We start from the raw sequence: 15298 nt of genomic DNA, 5'->3' as shown, positions 1-15298 counted from the left end.
TTCTCTGGAGTACCCATGTCTGAGCATCACGCCGATCTCGTCTTCACCGGGGGGCCGGTCCATACGGTGGACCCCACGCGGCCGTTCGCGACCTCGGTCGCCGTGCGGGGGGAGAAGATCGTCGCGGTCGGGCACGACGAGGTCCACGACCTGATCGGGCCGGCGACCGAGGTGGTGGACCTGCGCGGGCGGCTGCTGGTTCCCGGCTTCCAGGACGCCCACGTCCACCCGGTGGGTGCCGGAGTGGAACTGGGCCAGTGCGACCTGAGCGGTGCCACCGAGGCGTCCGAGTGCCTGGCCCGGATCCGAACCTGGGCCGACGCCCACCCCGACCGCCCGTGGATCACCGGCGGCGGCTGGTCGATGGAGACCTTCCCCGGAGGCATCCCTAGCCGTGACCTGCTCGACGCGGCCGTGCCTGACCGGCCGGTCTACCTCGTCAACCGCGATCACCACGGCGCGTGGGTCAACACCCCGGCCCTGGAACTGGCCGGTGTGACCCGCCTGACGCCCGACCCCGCCGACGGCCGCATCGAGCGCGGCAGCGACGGGGAGCCCAGCGGAGTCCTGCAGGAGGGCGCCATGGCACTGGTGGCACGCCACGTCCCGCAGGTCACCCTCGACGAGCAGCTGACAGGGCTGCTGCGTGCACAGGAAGTCCTGCACTCCCACGGCATCACTGCCTGGCAGGACGCCCTCTTGGGCGAGCACGCCTCGACCGCGGACCCCGCTCCTGCTTACCGGCGCGCCGCTCTGGAGGGATTGCTGACCGCCCGGGTCCGCGGCGCCCTCTGGTGGGACCGGGAAAAGGGCCTGGAACAGGTCGGAAAGCTGCTCGCGCGCCGCGACACCTTCACTGTCGGCCGGATCAAGGCACACACAGTCAAGATCATGCAGGACGGCATCGCCGAGAACGGGACCGCCGCCCTGCTCGGGCCGTACTTCACGGCCTGCGGCTGCGCCTCCGCCAATGCGGGCCTGTCCTTCATCGAACCGGCCGAGCTAGCACGGATCGTGACCCGGCTGGACCACGAGGGCTTCCAAGTCCACTTCCACGCACTCGGCGACCGCGCCGTACGGGAGGCACTGGACGCCGTCGAGGCCGCGCTCACCGCCAACGGGCAGCGCGGCAACCGGCACCACCTGGCACATCTCCAGGTCGTGGACGAGGCCGACGTCCCGCGGTTCCGCACGCTGGGGGCGACCGCCAACATCCAGGCTCTGTGGGCTGCACACGAACCGCAGATGGACGAGCTGACCATTCCCTTCCTGGGAGCCGAACGAGCCGCCCGCCAGTACCCGTTCGCAGACCTCGTACGCAGTGGCGCCGTCCTCGCCGCGGGCAGCGACTGGCCGGTGACCAGCCCCGACCCGCTCGCGGCGCTCCACAACGCCGTCAACCGGAAGGACCCGGGCTCCGACCGGCCGGTGTTCCTCCCCGAGCAGCGCATCACCCTGAACGCAGCCCTGACGGCATACACCGCAGGCAGCGCGTATGTGAACCACCTGGACGACACCGGCACGATCACTCCGGGCCGGCTGGCCGACCTCGCCGTCCTCGACCGAGACATCTTCTCCCGCCCTGAGGAGGAAATCGCGCACGCAGGGGTACTGCAGACCTTCGTCGGCGGGCAGCGGGTTCACGCTGCGGCCGACGCCTGAGCCTCTCCCGCGGTCCGGTGCCCCGGGCCCCACCCTGCGGAACCCGTCTGACCTTCTGAACCCCCGATGACGCTCTGGAACACAGGGCTCCGGTCACCTCCGCACCACCGGGTGCCGCGCGCACATCCCGCGCTCGCGACACCCGGTGCCCGGCCGGCCCGTGACACACGCACGCGCCCGAACGGCGAAGCCGCCCGCCCCGGATGCCGGCGTCCATCACGGCGGGTCACCGAACACCGAGCGACCCCGGGGCCCCGCCAGCCGGGTGTGCCTCTCGTGCAGGACGACACAGTCCGGCCCCACGACGAAGACGGAAGCGCCACCCCGCTGGTCCAGTTCGCGCTCCGAAAGCACTGTGGCGATCATCGCGCCACCCCACCACAGGCGGCCCGCCTCCGACGACGGTGGGCCCCAGGGCCGGGACGGCCGCCTGGTGACCTGAGCGCACGCTCCCTACAGGACTCCGCCGTACTGGGCCTCCGCGACCGAGGCGGCGCGCTGCTCGCGGAAGTTCGCCACGTAGGCGTCGTGCACGGTCGGGCTGTTGTACTTCAGGAGCGCCTCGTCGTTGCTGGTCAGGGCCATCCCGGTGTAGGTGTGGCTACCGGTGAAGACGAGCTTCTGGTCCTTCGCGCCCTTGTACGAGCCCTCGATGAGCAGGTACTTGGTGTGGCTGAAGCTTCCGGAGACCTGGGGGTCGGCCGGGTTCTTCAGATCGTCGTTGGCCAGACGGTGGAGGGAGATCTTGCCCTTCTCGGTCGACCGCGTGAGCCAGTAGGCCGTCTCGCGGTGCACACCCTGCGCTCCGTAGTCGGAGAGCTTGCCGTAGACGACGTCGACGAAGCAGCCGGCGTTGGCCAGCTTCCAGAGCTTCTCGGCGACGACAGGCCGGGAGATGTGACCGTTGGCGATGCGGATCACGGTACGCCCGTCGGCCGTGCCGTGGCCGGCGGTGTTCCCGTGGCAGACCGGGGCGGTGGACCCGTCCGGATTCGTCACCGGAGTCTCGATCATGCTCAGGATGTTCTCGACGACGTCGGTCGAGTCGCGCGGGAAGAAGTAGCCCTTGGCCGGCCCCGCCTCCACGTCGATCGCCAGGTCGTCGACCCGCCCGGAACCGTCCGGCAGCGCCTGCGAGGCGGCCATCAGGTCGAAGTAACGGGTGTAGCCGGCGTGCAGCTCCGCGTTGTCGGCGACGGTCATGGCGTCGTTCCAGGCGGACTCGCGGTCCCACGCGGTGAGGTTGCCCGAGGACTGCACGACGACGTTGTCGACCGGCTTGCCCTTGTCGGGCAGGCCGCTTCCGGTGGTCCGGGAGAAGAGGAAGAACTTGTTGTGGTTGACGCCGCCCGTGCCCTTGGCCAGGCACGGCTGGTTCGCGGCACATACCTTGAACCAGGACTTGCCGTACGTCTCGCCCGCGGGCGGGGTCGCCGCGAAGGCCGTGGTCAGCTTGTCCCGCACCGCCGCACCGGAGCCGGACATCCAGGGGTCCGTGATGCTGTCGTCATCGACGAGGACGGTCACGTTCACGTTCCTGTGGTGCGCCGCCACGAGCTGGTCCGCGAGCCAGCTCGATCCGAACAGATACAGCGATATCCGGATGTCCGACCCGCTCGGGGCGCCGTTGACGAGGCGGCCGAGGTGGCTGAGGATCGCGCCCCGCTCGGCGGTCGTGCCCTTGGGCTTGTTGAAGACGGGGCCGGTGGTCACGTACGTCGTCGTGTCCTCGGCGGAGGCTGCCGGAGCGCCCACGGCCAGGAGGCCCCCGATGAGCAGGGCCGCGAGGATTCTCTTCTTGATCACGCGGGCGACTCTATAGAGTGCCGCTGCACGACGGACCTGGTCACCAGCTGTGCTTCGGGGACAGACCGGGGATCCTCAAGGCGCGGGCGCGGCCATGGCCCGGCTGACTCGGCGCACTGAACCGGTGGTGGGCCGGGACCACCCCGAAGCGGCGTCCGTTCCAGCCTTGCCCGCTGGCAAGCGGAGGCGGAAGACCGACTGATGACTCGATGGAACACAGGAGAGACGATGTGGCAGGGGCGCTCAGTGCCACTTCGGAGCGGTCCGGCGACCTGATCCGTACGCCGGGTCCGGCACCGAAAGCGGGACAAGGAAGCCCGGGGCGAGCACTGCCGGGAGCGCAGCTCAGTCTGCCGCCGGGCCAGGTACCGGCTGACGTTCAGCCTTCTCAAGCCACGTCAGGTACCAGCGCGTGAAGGTCATCGGCGCGCCGTCGTCGTTGAGGAGCGGCTTCAGGTCCTCGTCGTCCACCCTGTTGCCGGACCGGATGCGCCCACGCTCCGGGCCGCTGATGATCAGCCACTCGCGGACGGCCGGGGCGAGTCGGCCGGGCTGATCAGCGTCGTCGATGCCGAGTGGCCGCTCTGCCTGCCGTACCCGGCCACCTGGACGCCGGAGTTCGCTGACGTGGCAGGATGAGGTCCGCAACCCGAACCCCACCCATCACGCCTACCTCACTGCGTCACGGCGTCACGATGGCGAAGTCCGGATCGGCGGGGCCGAGCAGGTCCACGAGTCGGCCGAGGTCCGAGGGGTCGCCCTCGACGCTCACCGTGCCCTCCGCGAGGGCGGTCGGCAGGTCCTGGCCGCCGACGACGAGGGAGATGAGCGCCGGGCGGGTGAGGGTGAACGTCGTCGAGCCGGGCGCGGGGCCGGAGGCCACGCGCTGGTTCAGCGCGCCGTTGCGCACCTCGACCACGTGGGTGGTCCCCTCGTCCGTGATGACCCAGGACAGCACGATGTGCTCGTCCCAGGCGCGCGGGCCGTCGATACGGACACCGATGCCGGCGAAGACCTGTTCGACCGTCAGCGCCGCCATGATGTCGGGCGTGGCCGCGGTGGTGGGCGTACCGAACTTCCCGTGCCGCAGTTCGTGGGCGCCGGAGAGGAACGCGTTGCGCCAGGTGCCGTTCTCGGCCCCGTAGCCGAGCTGCTCGAAAGCGTCGGCCTGCAGCGTGCGCGCACGGGCGTGGTGCTCGTCGGTGAACAGGACGTGGTTGAGGACCTCGACCGCCCAGCGGTAGTCGCCCTCGTCGAAGGCCCGCTGGGCGACGCCGACGGCCGCGTCCGGACCGCCCATCGCCGCGACGTACCGCTGCGCCGCCGCGACCGGCGGGTGCTCCCACAGGTGGGCGGGGTTCCCGTCGTACCAGCCCATGTACCGCTGGTAGACGGCCTTCACGTTGTGGCTGACCGAGCCGTAGTACCCGCGGGTGGACCAGGCGGCCTCCAGGGCCGGCGGCATCCGGAGCATCTCGGCGATCTCGCGCCCGACGTAACCCTGGTTCAGCAGCCGCAGGGTCTGGTCGTGGACGTAGGCGTACAGGTCGCGCTGCAGGCTGAGGAACTCCACCCCGTTCGACCGCCCCCACGTCGGCCAGTGGTGCGAGGCGAACACGACGTCGAGCTCGTCGCCCCACAGGCCGATGGTCTCCGTCAGGTAGTCGGCCCAGGCACGGGCGTCGCGTACCTGCGCACCGCGGATGGTGAGGATGTTGTGGAGCGTGTGGGAGGTGTTCTCCGCGGTGCACAGGGCTCGGTGTTCGGGAAGGTAGAAGTTCATCTCTGCTGGCGCTTCCGTGCCCGGCGTGACCTGGAAGACGATCCGGACTCCGTCGACGGTGAGCGTCTGACCGGTCTTCGTGATGTGGACGGTGGGAGGAATGAGCGTCGCTTCGCCGTCCGAGACGGTCAGCCCCAGGCCCGCACCGATCTGTCCGGACGGTCCTTTGTCCAGGGCGGCTCCGTACATGTAGCCGGCCCGCCGGGCCATGGCCGTACCGGCGAACACGTTCTCCGACACCGCGTGTTCCATGAAACCGTCCGGGGCGATGATCTGCGTGCGCCCCGAGGTGACGTCGTCGTCACCGACCACCCCCTTCACGCCCCCGAAGTGGTCGATGTGCGAATGGGTGTAGATGACCGCGGAGACCGGACGCGGGCCCCGGTGCTCGGTGTAGAGGGCGAAGGCCGCGGCCGCGGTCTCCTTGGTGACCAGCGGATCGACGACGATGACGCCGCTGTCGCCCTCGATGACGCTCATGACCGACAGGTCGAAGCCCCTGAGCTGGTAGATCCCGGGAACGACCTCGAACAGGCCGTCCTGGATCAGCAGTCGCCCCTGGCGCCACAGGCTCGGATTGACCGTCTCCGGCGCGTCCCCGCCCCCGCCCTCGCCCCCGTCCATGAACCGGTAGGCGTCCAGGTCCCAGACGATCCGCCCGTCCACCGCGGTGATCTGCCGGACGATGCTGCGCCCGACGAACCCCCGGGCGACGTCCTCGAAATCCTGCTCATCGGCCATCGGCAACGCCTCGACCGCGCCCGCCAGGGAACGGCGCGTCGCCTCGGTTGCTCGGCTCTGACTCATGGGGCAGCTCCATTCGAGCGGCGCGGATTCCTGGCGTCCTCGCCACGGAGGATGCGGGCGCATGGCGCGAACGGAGCACCGGCTCGGACGGGGCGGTCCACACCACCACCAGGCGGGCTGGTCACACGTTACCGACATATTTCGGGCTTATGCGGTCAACTGGCTCCGGGCCATCCGTGTCGCCCAGGTGCCGGGAGCGTCCTCTCGTCCGAGATCGCGAGAGTGCCGCCGGTGACGCGCGCGGGCGGTGAAGCAGAGTCTTCGGGGATCCTCCCGACCGGACCCCGGCCGGGAGGCCGGCACGCGTGGGGGCCTACGGCGCCTCGGGAGCCACGCCGGGGCGTTCGCGCCAGAAGGCTCCGGACGCGGCGCGGCGCACCAGCATCAGCACCACCCCGGCGCCGGCCAGGAAGAGCGCGATGACCAGCGGGGCGCCCAGCCCGAACCAGGCCGTCGAACTGGAGGCGTTGGCCGGATCGGCCATGTCGACGACGGACTCGACCAGCAGCCAGATCAGCATGGCCGAGCCGAGCAGCGGGCCCGCGCCGAGCAGGAGGAAGGGGCCCGGCCCCCGCATCAGCCGACGCCGGTACCAGACGGCGCACGCGATGCCGGTGAGGGCGTAGTAGAAGGCGATGAGCAGCGACAGGGCGGTCAGGGAGTCCGCGAGGGCGTTCTCGCTGATCCGGTGGATGACGACGTACCAGACGATCGCCGTGCCTGTGACCCACCAGGTGCTGGTGCTCGGTGTGCCCCGGCGGGCGTCTATGTGACCGAATCCGGCGGGCAGTGCCTTGCGGCGGGCCATCGAGAGCGCGGTGCGGGAGGCCGGGATGATGGTCGTCTGCGTCGAGGCGAGGGCGGAGGTGGCGACGGCGAGGAGCAGGATCCAGTCCCAGCCGCCGAGCACCTCACGGGCGAGCGCGGCGAACACGTCCTCCTCCGTGTCCGCCCGTCCGGCGAGGTACGCGGTGCCGGCGTAGGCCACGACCGCGAAGGCCACGGCCAGGTAGGTCGCCAGGAGGACCACCGTCGACCAGATGCCGGCCCGGCCGGGGGCGTTGGCGGGGTCCTTGGTCTCCTCGGTCAGGTTGACGGCGGATTCCCAGCCCCAGTACGCGAAGACGCCGAGCAGCAGGCCGCCGGTGAGCGCGGAGCCGCCGGCCCCGAAGGGGTCGAGCCAGCCGGCGGCGGGGCGAACGGCGTCCAGGGACCCCGTCCCGGCGTATACGCGGAACACGGCGACGCCCGCGAACACGACGAGGCACAGGACCTGGAGCAGCACGAGCACGTTCTGGAAGCGGGCCGACACCTCGGTGCCGCGTACGCACAGCCAGGACATGAGGAGGATCAGCAGGACGGTGAGGGCCTCGCGGACCAGGGTGTTGTCGGCCAGTCCGTCGGCCCCGACGGCGAGCAGGCCGAAGCCGACGGCGACGTCGGCGAGCGAGCCGACGACGAGCACTCCGGTCATCGCTATGGCCCAGCCGCCCATCCATCCGGTGGTGGGGCCCAGAGCGCGGGTGACCCAGGAGAAGGTCGTGCCGCAGTCGGGATCGGCCCGGTTGAGGAAGTGGAAGGCGGAGGCGATCAGCAGCATGGGGACGAAGGACGCGAGCATCACTCCGGGGGCGTGGACGCCTACCAGGGCGACGAGGGGGCCGATGACGGCGGCCAGCGAGTAGGCGGGCGACGTGGCGTTGAGGCCGATGGCGAGGGCGTCGAGGAAGCCGATCGCGTCCGGTGTGAGGGCGCCGGCCGGGGCGTGTGCCGTCGGCGTGCCGTTCCCGCTCGGGGCCGAGGTGCCGACAGTGCCGACCACGACGCCCGTGCCGACGGTGAGGGTCGAGCCGCCCGCGGCGGCGGGCGTGGCGGTGGCCGTGGCGGCCCGGGGGGTGGTTACCGGCGGGGTGTCTGCGGCCATCGTCCCTCGCTGTACTGAGTGCGGTGTGCGGGCCACGCCGTTGCGGGCGCGGTGTGAACAGGGTGTGAACTGCGAAGAGGAAACCCGTGCGGGCGGGGAAGGGTCAATGGTGTTGGCGTAAGGGATCCGCGCAGGTCCTGGGGGAGTGGCCGGGTCAGCCGTCCCGCAGTGCCTGGAGGCGTGTCTCCGCGCTCGCGAGCAGCATGTCCAGGGCGACCGGGTAGGCGCTGTGGTTCATCCGGGCGGCGAGCAGCCGCCTGGTGGCGTTGATGTGCGGGTACTCGTCGACCGGCAGCCGGGCGTAGGTGGACTCCCACTGCCCCTCGTCGGAGGTCCGGGAAGACTCGGACAGGGCGAGGGCGCCGGCGTCGAGGGCCGCGAAGGCCAGGCTCTGGTCGATGAAGGCGTGGTAGATCAGGACCGCCTCCGGGTCGGGGAAGCCCGCGGTGCGCAGGATGCCGAGTACGGCTTCGTCGGCGGCGATCTCGCGGGGCCGGCCGGTCACCCGGCCGGCGGTCAGTACGGCTGCCTGTGGGTGCGAGAGGTAGGCGCCGTGAATGCGGAGCCCCAGTTCGCGCAGGTCGTGACGCCACTGGCCGGTGACCGCCCAGCCGTCGAGGGCCCGGCCGATGAGCTCCTCACCGATGGCCAGGGTGAGGGAGTCCATGCCGTCGAAGTACCGGTACAGGGTGCTGGGGTCAGCGCCGAGGGCGGCGCCGAGCCGGCGGGCGGTCAGGCCGGCACTGCCGTGTTCGCGCAGCATGCGCAGGGCGGTTTCGACGATCAGCCGCTCGGACAGGACGACGCCCTGCCGGGTGGGGCGCCGGCGCCTGCGGGCTTCCTCGGGGACCACGGGCTTCGCCATCAGACACCTCCTTCTCCTTATGCCAACGCCATTGACCTTATCTTGCGGCCCCGGCTTTCATCCCTCCCATGAGGCGCGGAACTCCGCGAACCTCACCGAGAGAGGGTTTCGTCATGCGTGTTCTGCTTGTGGGCGCCGGCGGCGTCGGTACCGCGATCACCCGGATCGCGGCCCGCCGGGACTTCTTCGACCGTTTCGTGGTCGCCGACTACGACCTGGCCCGCGCGGAGGCGGCCGTCGCCGCGCTCGGCGAGGCCGGCGGCCGGTTCCACGCGCGCCGCATCGATGCCTCGGACCAGGCGGCGGTGGCGGCGCTCCTGACCGAGGAGCAGTGCGACGTGCTGCTGAACGCCACGGACCCGCGGTTCGTCATGCCGCTGTTCGAGGCGGCCCTCGCCGCGGACAGCCACTACGTGGACATGGCCATGTCCCTGTCCCGGCCGCACCCCGGCAAGCCCTACGAGGAGTGCGGGGTCAAGCTCGGCGACGAGCAGTTCGAGCGGGCCGAGGCCTGGGAGAAGTCGGGGCGGCTGGCTCTCGTCGGCATGGGCGTGGAGCCCGGCCTGTCGGACGTCTTCGCCCGGTACGCGGCCGACGAGCTCTTCGACGAGATCGAGGAGATCGGCATCCGCGACGGGGCGAACCTGACGGTCGAGGGCCACGAGTTCGCCCCGTCCTTCAACATCTGGACGACGATCGAGGAGTGCCTGAACCCGCCGGTGGTCTACGAGCGGGACCGCGGATGGTTCACCACCGAGCCGTTCAGCGAGCCGGAGGTGTTCGACTTCCCGGAGGGCATCGGCCCGGTCGAGTGCGTCAACGTCGAGCACGAGGAGGTGCTGCTGGTACCGCGCTGGGTGGACGCCCGACGGGTCACCTTCAAGTACGGCCTGGGCGAGGACTTCATCGGCAAGCTGAAGACCCTGCACGCGCTGGGCCTGGACTCGACCGAACCGGTCACGGTGCGCGGAGCGGACGGCACCCCGGTACGGGTTTCGCCGCGCGACGTGGTGGCGGCGTGTTTGCCCGACCCGGCCACGCTGGGCGAACGGATGTCGGGCAAGACCTGCGCGGGGACCTGGGTGAAGGGCAGCAAGGACGGCCGGCCGCGCGAGGTGTACCTGTACCACGTGGTGGACAACGAGTGGTCGATGGGCGAGTACGGTTCACAGGCCGTGGTCTGGCAGACCGCGGTCAACCCGGTCGTGGCGCTCGAACTCATGGCCGGCGGGGTCTGGGCGGAGTCGGGCGTACTCGGCCCGGAGGCCCTGCCCGCGCGCCCGTTCCTGGACCTGCTGACCGCGTACGGCTCCCCGTGGGGCATCCGCGAACAGGGCTGATCGGAGCGGAGCGGGGGCGTTGACAGGACTTCCCGTCGACGCCCCCGCTCGCCGTTGCACGCTTCAACGGAACGCGGCCGGCTCCAGGGCCATGGCGTATCGCGGCGACGCGACGGGCAGGAAGACGACCCCGGGGTTCAGACGGCCGGAACTCGCAGGGGCTGGACGGACGAGGTGTGGGCCAAGGCGGCCTGTGCGGTGTCGACGTTGACGGTGTAGGCGTTCAGGGTCAGGCGGTCCGCGGCAATCTTGGCGATCATGAAGCCGTGTCGGGAGAAGTCCTGCCAGCGGGCCGGGGTCGACCCGTGTGCCCGGCCGTCGCCCGTCTTGCCGGCCGCTCCGCAGACGATCTGCCGGGTGCCCCGGCCGGCCGCCGTGGGCTCCAGCACCTGGAGGGTGTGGTCGTGCCCGGACAGGATCAGGTCGGCTCGTCCGCAGACGACTTCCTCGTACAGCTCTTTGAGGTGGATCCCGCGTGTGTAGTGGCCGACGAGGAATCCGTCATAGCGGCCGGCGTTGCCGTGCTTGCCGTTGTTCAGATGGGGGTGGTGGCCGAGCACGACCTTCCACCTGGCCTGTGAGCGGGACAGCGACTCGTCGAGCCAGCGGCGCTGCTCGCGCATGTACGGGCCGTCCCATTGGTAGTACGGGTCGGTCTGCGTGACGGTGGAGGCCACGGGGTTCGTGTCGAGGGCGAAGAACTCCACGAGCGGCGTGGTGCCCCCGGGGGTGGCGGGAACGGTCACCGAGTAGTACCGGGACGGCATGTACCACCGGGGGGAGACCGCCGCGTAGGCCACCTCTCGGTCGCCCCGGGACGGGTCGCCGCCGCTGCCGGGGATGATGCCGGAGCAGTCGTGGTTGCCGAGCACCATGAGCCAGGGGACGTCGATGCCGGTGTTGGGATTCTCGAACTTCGAGGCGAATTCGGAGTCGTGGTCGGAATCGGGGCCGTTCTCGTAGATGTTGTCGCCGAGCCCCACGGCCAGCAGCACGCCCTCGGCCGCGCAGACCTGGCGGGCGGCCGCGGCCACCGCGTACTGAGCGGTTCCCCCGGTTCCCGCGTCGCCGGTGATCAGCACGGACAGGGTGCCGTCGCGGCCCACTCCGGTGGGCAGCGGGAACTTTTCCGGGCCGTCCGTGTGCGCCGGCTCGGCCGCGGCCCGCCCGGCAGGGTGGCGAGCGTGGCGCCCACCACCATCGAGGCCAGCAGTGTCCGCCGGCGCAGCGTGGGTTCGCCGGCACGTCGGCTTGCCAGCCCCAGGCTCTCGGCCCACTGGCTCTCCGTCAGGTCCGCTCTCTCGGGTATCGCGTCGTCTCCGCACATGCAGCCTGTTCTCCCATACGGGCACGGCACGGTGGTGGCCAAAAGCTGAATGTTGTTCAGCTGTGACCGGGGCGGCTCGTGAGAACGCCGGACGCTTCGCCGTTGGCCCCACGACCCTCGCTCGCGCCGGCGGCGCCGAGTGCCTGCGGCACGGCCACCCTCCGACCGGGCTCGACCACTTGACCGACACCGGGGGTCCGGGACACGCGCGTTCGACCAGCCGTTCACCTCGTCTTCGCAAGCCCCTGATGGTCTGCTCCACGCCGGTCGACGCACCGGCCATCCAGTTGCATCGAGGAGTGGAACCCATGCCCAAGCCCACGCGCCGCCACCTCGCGGTGGCCACCGCCGTCGCCGCAGCCTCAGCCGTCGCAGCCGTGGCGGTCACCTCCACCGCAGGCGCGACCGACACAGCCCAGCGGGCAAGGGCAGCGGTTCAGGGCGGCAACGCGAAGAACGTCATCCTGCTCATCGGCGACGGCATGGGCGACTCGGAGATCACCCTCGCCCGCGACTACACCGCCGGCGCCAACGGCCGCCTGAACATGGACAAGTTCCCGCTCACCGGCTCCTACACCACCTACGCGGTCCACGCGGACGGCACGCCCGACTACGTCACCGACTCCGCGGCCAGCGGCACCGGCTGGGCCACCGGGATCAAGACGGTCAACGGCCGCATCTCCAAGACCCCCGGCACCGACAAGGCCGCCCCCACCCTCCTGGAACTCGCCCAGAGGAAGGGCTACGCCACCGGCAGCGTCACCACCGCCGAGCTCACCGACGCCACCCCGGCCGTCCTCGCCTCCCACACCACCGACCGCTCCTGCCAGGGCCCGGCCGACATGGCCAAGTGCCCCACCGACACCATCGCGGCGGGCGGCCCCGGCTCCATCGCAGAGCAGTCGGTCAACCACCAGGTCGACGTCCTCCTCGGAGGCGGCAAGCAGCGCTTCGACCAGAAGGTCACCGACGGCCGGTACAAGGGCCTCACCGTCACCGAGCAGGCCCAGAAGCTCGGCTACAACGTCGTCACCGACAGCGCGGGCCTGAACGGCGCGAAGCCCGGCGAGCCGGTACTCGGCCTGTTCGCCACCGGCAACGTGCCCGTCGAGTGGACCGGCAAGCCGGCCGCGGTCGGCGGCACGGAACCGCAGCGCTGCGTCACCTCCAACCCCAAGCGCCCGTCCACGACCCCGAGCCTGGAGGCGTCCGCGACCAAGGCGATCCAGCTCCTGGAGGCCAAGCAGAAGCAGAAGCACTCCAAGCAGGGCTTCTTCCTGCAGATCGAGGGAGCCTCGATCGACAAGCAGGACCACGCCGCCGACCCCTGTGGCCAGATCGGCGAGACCGCGGCCTTCGACCGCGCGGTCAAGGTCGCCCGGGATTACGCGGCCGGCCACCCCGACACCCTCGTGGTCACCACCGCCGACCACGGGCACACCAGCCAGATCGTCCCGCTGGAAGCCACCCCGCCCGGCCTGTCCTCCACCCTGGTGACCGACGAGGGCCAGCAGCTGAAGGTCAACTACTCCACCAACACCCCGGGCCAGTCCCAGGAACACACCGGCACCGAGGTCCGCATCGCGGCCCAGGGCCCCCAGGCCTACCGCGTCCTGGGCATCACCAACCAGACCGACCTGTTCACCACCATCAGCGAGGCGCTCCGCCTGCGCTGACACGCGCCCCATACGGAAGCAGGACGCCGGTCGCGCCGAGGTCCGCCGCAGCGGCCGGCGGCCGGCTGTCCGCCCAGCCCGCCGGTCGCTGTGGAGGGGCGGTCCGGCACCCCGGCCTTCTCCTCGCCCACGGGCCCTCGTCGACGAGGCCAACCCCGTTGATCGGCTTCACGGAATCTGTGCCAGAACCCTTAAAGAGCTTTTGGCCCGGCGAAGGTATTTCCTTGCGACTTGGACGGGTGGCTGCCACGGGGTGACTGTTGAGTCTGGTGCCTGTGTGTCAGATGTGGATGCCGGCGTCGGTCGTCGGTCCGTTTCGGCCCCTTCACTCCTGTCTGATCCCAAGGCACCCCTACTCACCCCCGTTTGCGCCCTGTCTGGCGGTGCCGGCCGGCGGTAGTGCCGAAACATGCGCCAACGACCGTATCCGAGTGACTTGTCCGATGCCCGGTGGGAACTCCTGGAACCGATCCTGTCGGCCTGGCGGGCCGAGCGGAGAGGGAAGGGCATGGACATCGGCCGGCCACCCGAGCATGACCTGCGCCGGATCATGGACGCGGTCCTCTACGTCGACCGCACCGGCATTGCCTGGAGGTACCTTCCGCACGACTTCGCGCCATGGGAAACCGTCTACGGCTACTTCGCAGCCTGGCAGAAGGACGGTGTTGTGTCGCTTCTTTCAATCCCTGGGCGTGAGGAGCCGTGTCAGGTCCGCGATGGAATCGCCCCAGAGGGTGGGGTCTGCGTCGACCAGGGCGGGCAGCTCGGGAACGAGGTGTCGGGCGATGGCGAGGCCTGAATGTCCTGTGATCGCAGCGAACACCGAGCTGCTTTCTCCGACCTGCCAGCCGGCGCCCTCGACGAGCCGCCCCAGCACCCGCACCGTCCCAGGCCGCCCGGAATGGTCCCGCAGCGGGATCATTCCGAGGTCCTCGGCGATCCGCCGCCGCTCGCTCTCGGAGGCAATCCCTGCAGTGAGCACCTCAATCAGGTGTGTGAAGGCTGCTCCGGTATAGCTGGCAGCCCCAATACTGCGCGGATAGTCAGGGGAGAACGAGTAGACGTGGACCCACGGAGTATCGGGGCCCTGCCGGCCTCGCGGGAGACCGATGGTAGTGACAGGGCCACCGTCTTCAGTGGCCCCGTAGACGTCCTCAGGCCTCGGGGGCAGCGGGCTGTCGCAGTCCCACACGGGGAACCCGAGCGCTGGAAAGGCTACGTTTGGCATGTGCGCCACCATGGGAGATAGGGGAAGGAGGCTGGATCAGACGGTGAGGTATTTGTGGTCACTCTGCCCGTCGGGTCCATACGCCGCTACCTCCCAGCGGCCGGGAACCGGACAGGGCACGTAGAAGGTCGGTGACGACGCACCACCCTTGCCACTTGTAGTGGAGCGCTCCACGGTCGCGCCGTTTCTGTACAGGTAGCAAGTGATGCCGACGGAGCGCGCCCCCCAGTCGAAGGTTCGGCAGCTGCCCGTCAGTGCAGTGCTGCTGCCAGAGATGTAGGCCATGGTCGTTCCTGACGCTGCTGATGCCGGAGCACTCGCCAGGGCAGCGATGCAGACGGCGGCGACGGTGACCCCTGTAAAGCGTTGACGGCGGTTCACAAGTTTCCCTTCCGTAGTGCCACTCCACATCCGACCCGACAGAAGAAAGCCCGGAAAACGATTTGCTCCGGGACGACTTACGCAGACACTGACATAGTCCGGCGACGTCACCTCGGCACCCATCAACCCGCTCCCTTGCACCCGGCAGTCCTGGTAACCCTCACGGACCGGGCCAGTTACCCACGGGCCGCGGACCGGCTGGGAGAGTGACGTTTCTGTCGGCGTGGCACTCGCGACCGGCCCTACCGGCCCGAGACCCTCAACTCGGATGTGCGCGCCGTCGGATGTCTCAGGAGACGGGGCCGGCGTCGCGAAGACGCCGGTGCAGGATGAATGGGTGCGGGCCTGGCCGCCGGTCGTGGCGTCCGTGGCGACGAGCCGGAAGAAGGTTGGGCTGGTGAGGGGTGGGGTGGTCCGCGTCTGGGCGTTCGAGAGCTGCCGGCAGTCATTGCCCCAGAAGGCTTTGACGGGAGTGCTGGGCGGGATGATCCCCTGGGTG

At 70.3% G+C, this 15298-nt stretch carries 9 protein-coding genes and 1 pseudogene; 4 read left to right on the top strand and 6 right to left on the bottom strand.

Translation table 11 applies throughout. The features are described 5' to 3' along the window. Positions 1–15 precede the first annotated feature (15 nt). Positions 16–1662: an amidohydrolase gene (locus tag ACFYYJ_RS16865; protein WP_389133086.1), complete on the top strand. Its 1647-nt coding sequence runs from the start codon at positions 16–18 to the stop codon at positions 1660–1662. 453 nt (positions 1663–2115) lie between these two features. Here the strand turns inward: ACFYYJ_RS16865 and ACFYYJ_RS16860 are convergent, their stop codons facing one another. From ACFYYJ_RS16860 to ACFYYJ_RS16840, 5 genes are all read right to left on the bottom strand, one after another. Next, a complete protein-coding gene (locus ACFYYJ_RS16860) occupies positions 2116–3468 on the bottom strand; it encodes a phospholipase D-like domain-containing protein (RefSeq protein ID WP_389133083.1) in 1353 nt (450 codons plus the stop codon). Between the two features lie 345 nt (positions 3469–3813). Next, positions 3814–3939 (bottom strand): hypothetical protein, encoded by a 126-nt coding sequence (locus ACFYYJ_RS16855; protein ID WP_389133080.1) that lies wholly within the window; start codon positions 3937–3939, stop codon positions 3814–3816. A 211-nt stretch (positions 3940–4150) separates the two neighbouring features. Continuing rightward, complete coding sequence (locus tag ACFYYJ_RS16850) at positions 4151–6058, bottom strand: alkyl/aryl-sulfatase (protein ID WP_389133077.1); 1908 nt, start codon at positions 6056–6058, stop codon at positions 4151–4153. A gap of 313 nt (positions 6059–6371) precedes the next feature. Next, positions 6372–7982, bottom strand: a complete 1611-nt coding sequence (locus ACFYYJ_RS16845; protein WP_389133074.1) for an APC family permease — start codon at positions 7980–7982, stop codon at positions 6372–6374. A gap of 154 nt (positions 7983–8136) precedes the next feature. Beyond that, entirely contained in the window at positions 8137–8847 is a 711-nt protein-coding gene (locus tag ACFYYJ_RS16840) for a TetR/AcrR family transcriptional regulator (RefSeq protein WP_389133071.1), read from the bottom strand. 113 nt (positions 8848–8960) lie between these two features. Here ACFYYJ_RS16840 and ACFYYJ_RS16835 point away from each other — a divergent pair, with 113 nt between their 5' ends. Beyond that, on the top strand, positions 8961–10187 hold the full coding sequence (locus ACFYYJ_RS16835) for a saccharopine dehydrogenase family protein (protein ID WP_389133068.1): 1227 nt from the start codon (positions 8961–8963) through the stop codon (positions 10185–10187). A 137-nt stretch (positions 10188–10324) separates the two neighbouring features. Here the strand turns inward: ACFYYJ_RS16835 and ACFYYJ_RS16830 are convergent, their stop codons facing one another. Further along, the gene (locus ACFYYJ_RS16830) at positions 10325–11269 is read right to left on the bottom strand and encodes a metallophosphoesterase (RefSeq protein ID WP_389133065.1); all 945 of its coding nucleotides are present in this window, start codon (positions 11267–11269) and stop codon (positions 10325–10327) included. Between the two features lie 553 nt (positions 11270–11822). Between ACFYYJ_RS16830 and ACFYYJ_RS16825 the strand changes: the two genes are divergently transcribed. Both ACFYYJ_RS16825 and ACFYYJ_RS16820 read left to right on the top strand, forming a co-directional pair. After that, the gene (locus tag ACFYYJ_RS16825; protein WP_389133062.1) at positions 11823–13190 is read left to right on the top strand and encodes an alkaline phosphatase; all 1368 of its coding nucleotides are present in this window, start codon (positions 11823–11825) and stop codon (positions 13188–13190) included. Positions 13191–13599: 409 nt separating this feature from the next. Next, a pseudogene (locus tag ACFYYJ_RS16820) lies at positions 13600–13872 on the top strand (transposase); the annotation flags it as partial. Between the last annotated feature and the right edge of the window lie 1426 nt (positions 13873–15298).

This window comes from Streptomyces sp. NPDC002467 (assembly GCF_042889825.1).
GTDB lineage: Bacteria > Actinomycetota > Actinomycetes > Streptomycetales > Streptomycetaceae > Streptomyces.
The sequence above is the reverse complement of the archived record's forward strand: the minus strand, read 5'-3'. Positions and strand labels throughout refer to the sequence as shown.

Coding starts and splice junctions, on each gene's coding strand:
- ACFYYJ_RS16865 (WP_389133086.1), top strand. CDS start 16: ATGTCTGAGCATCACGCCGATCTCGTCTTCACCGGGGGGCCGGTCCAT.
- ACFYYJ_RS16850 (WP_389133077.1), bottom strand. CDS start 6,058: ATGAGTCAGAGCCGAGCAACCGAGGCGACGCGCCGTTCCCTGGCGGGC.
- ACFYYJ_RS16825 (WP_389133062.1), top strand. CDS start 11,823: ATGCCCAAGCCCACGCGCCGCCACCTCGCGGTGGCCACCGCCGTCGCC.
- ACFYYJ_RS16845 (WP_389133074.1), bottom strand. CDS start 7,982: ATGGCCGCAGACACCCCGCCGGTAACCACCCCCCGGGCCGCCACGGCC.
- ACFYYJ_RS16840 (WP_389133071.1), bottom strand. CDS start 8,847: ATGGCGAAGCCCGTGGTCCCCGAGGAAGCCCGCAGGCGCCGGCGCCCC.
- ACFYYJ_RS16835 (WP_389133068.1), top strand. CDS start 8,961: ATGCGTGTTCTGCTTGTGGGCGCCGGCGGCGTCGGTACCGCGATCACC.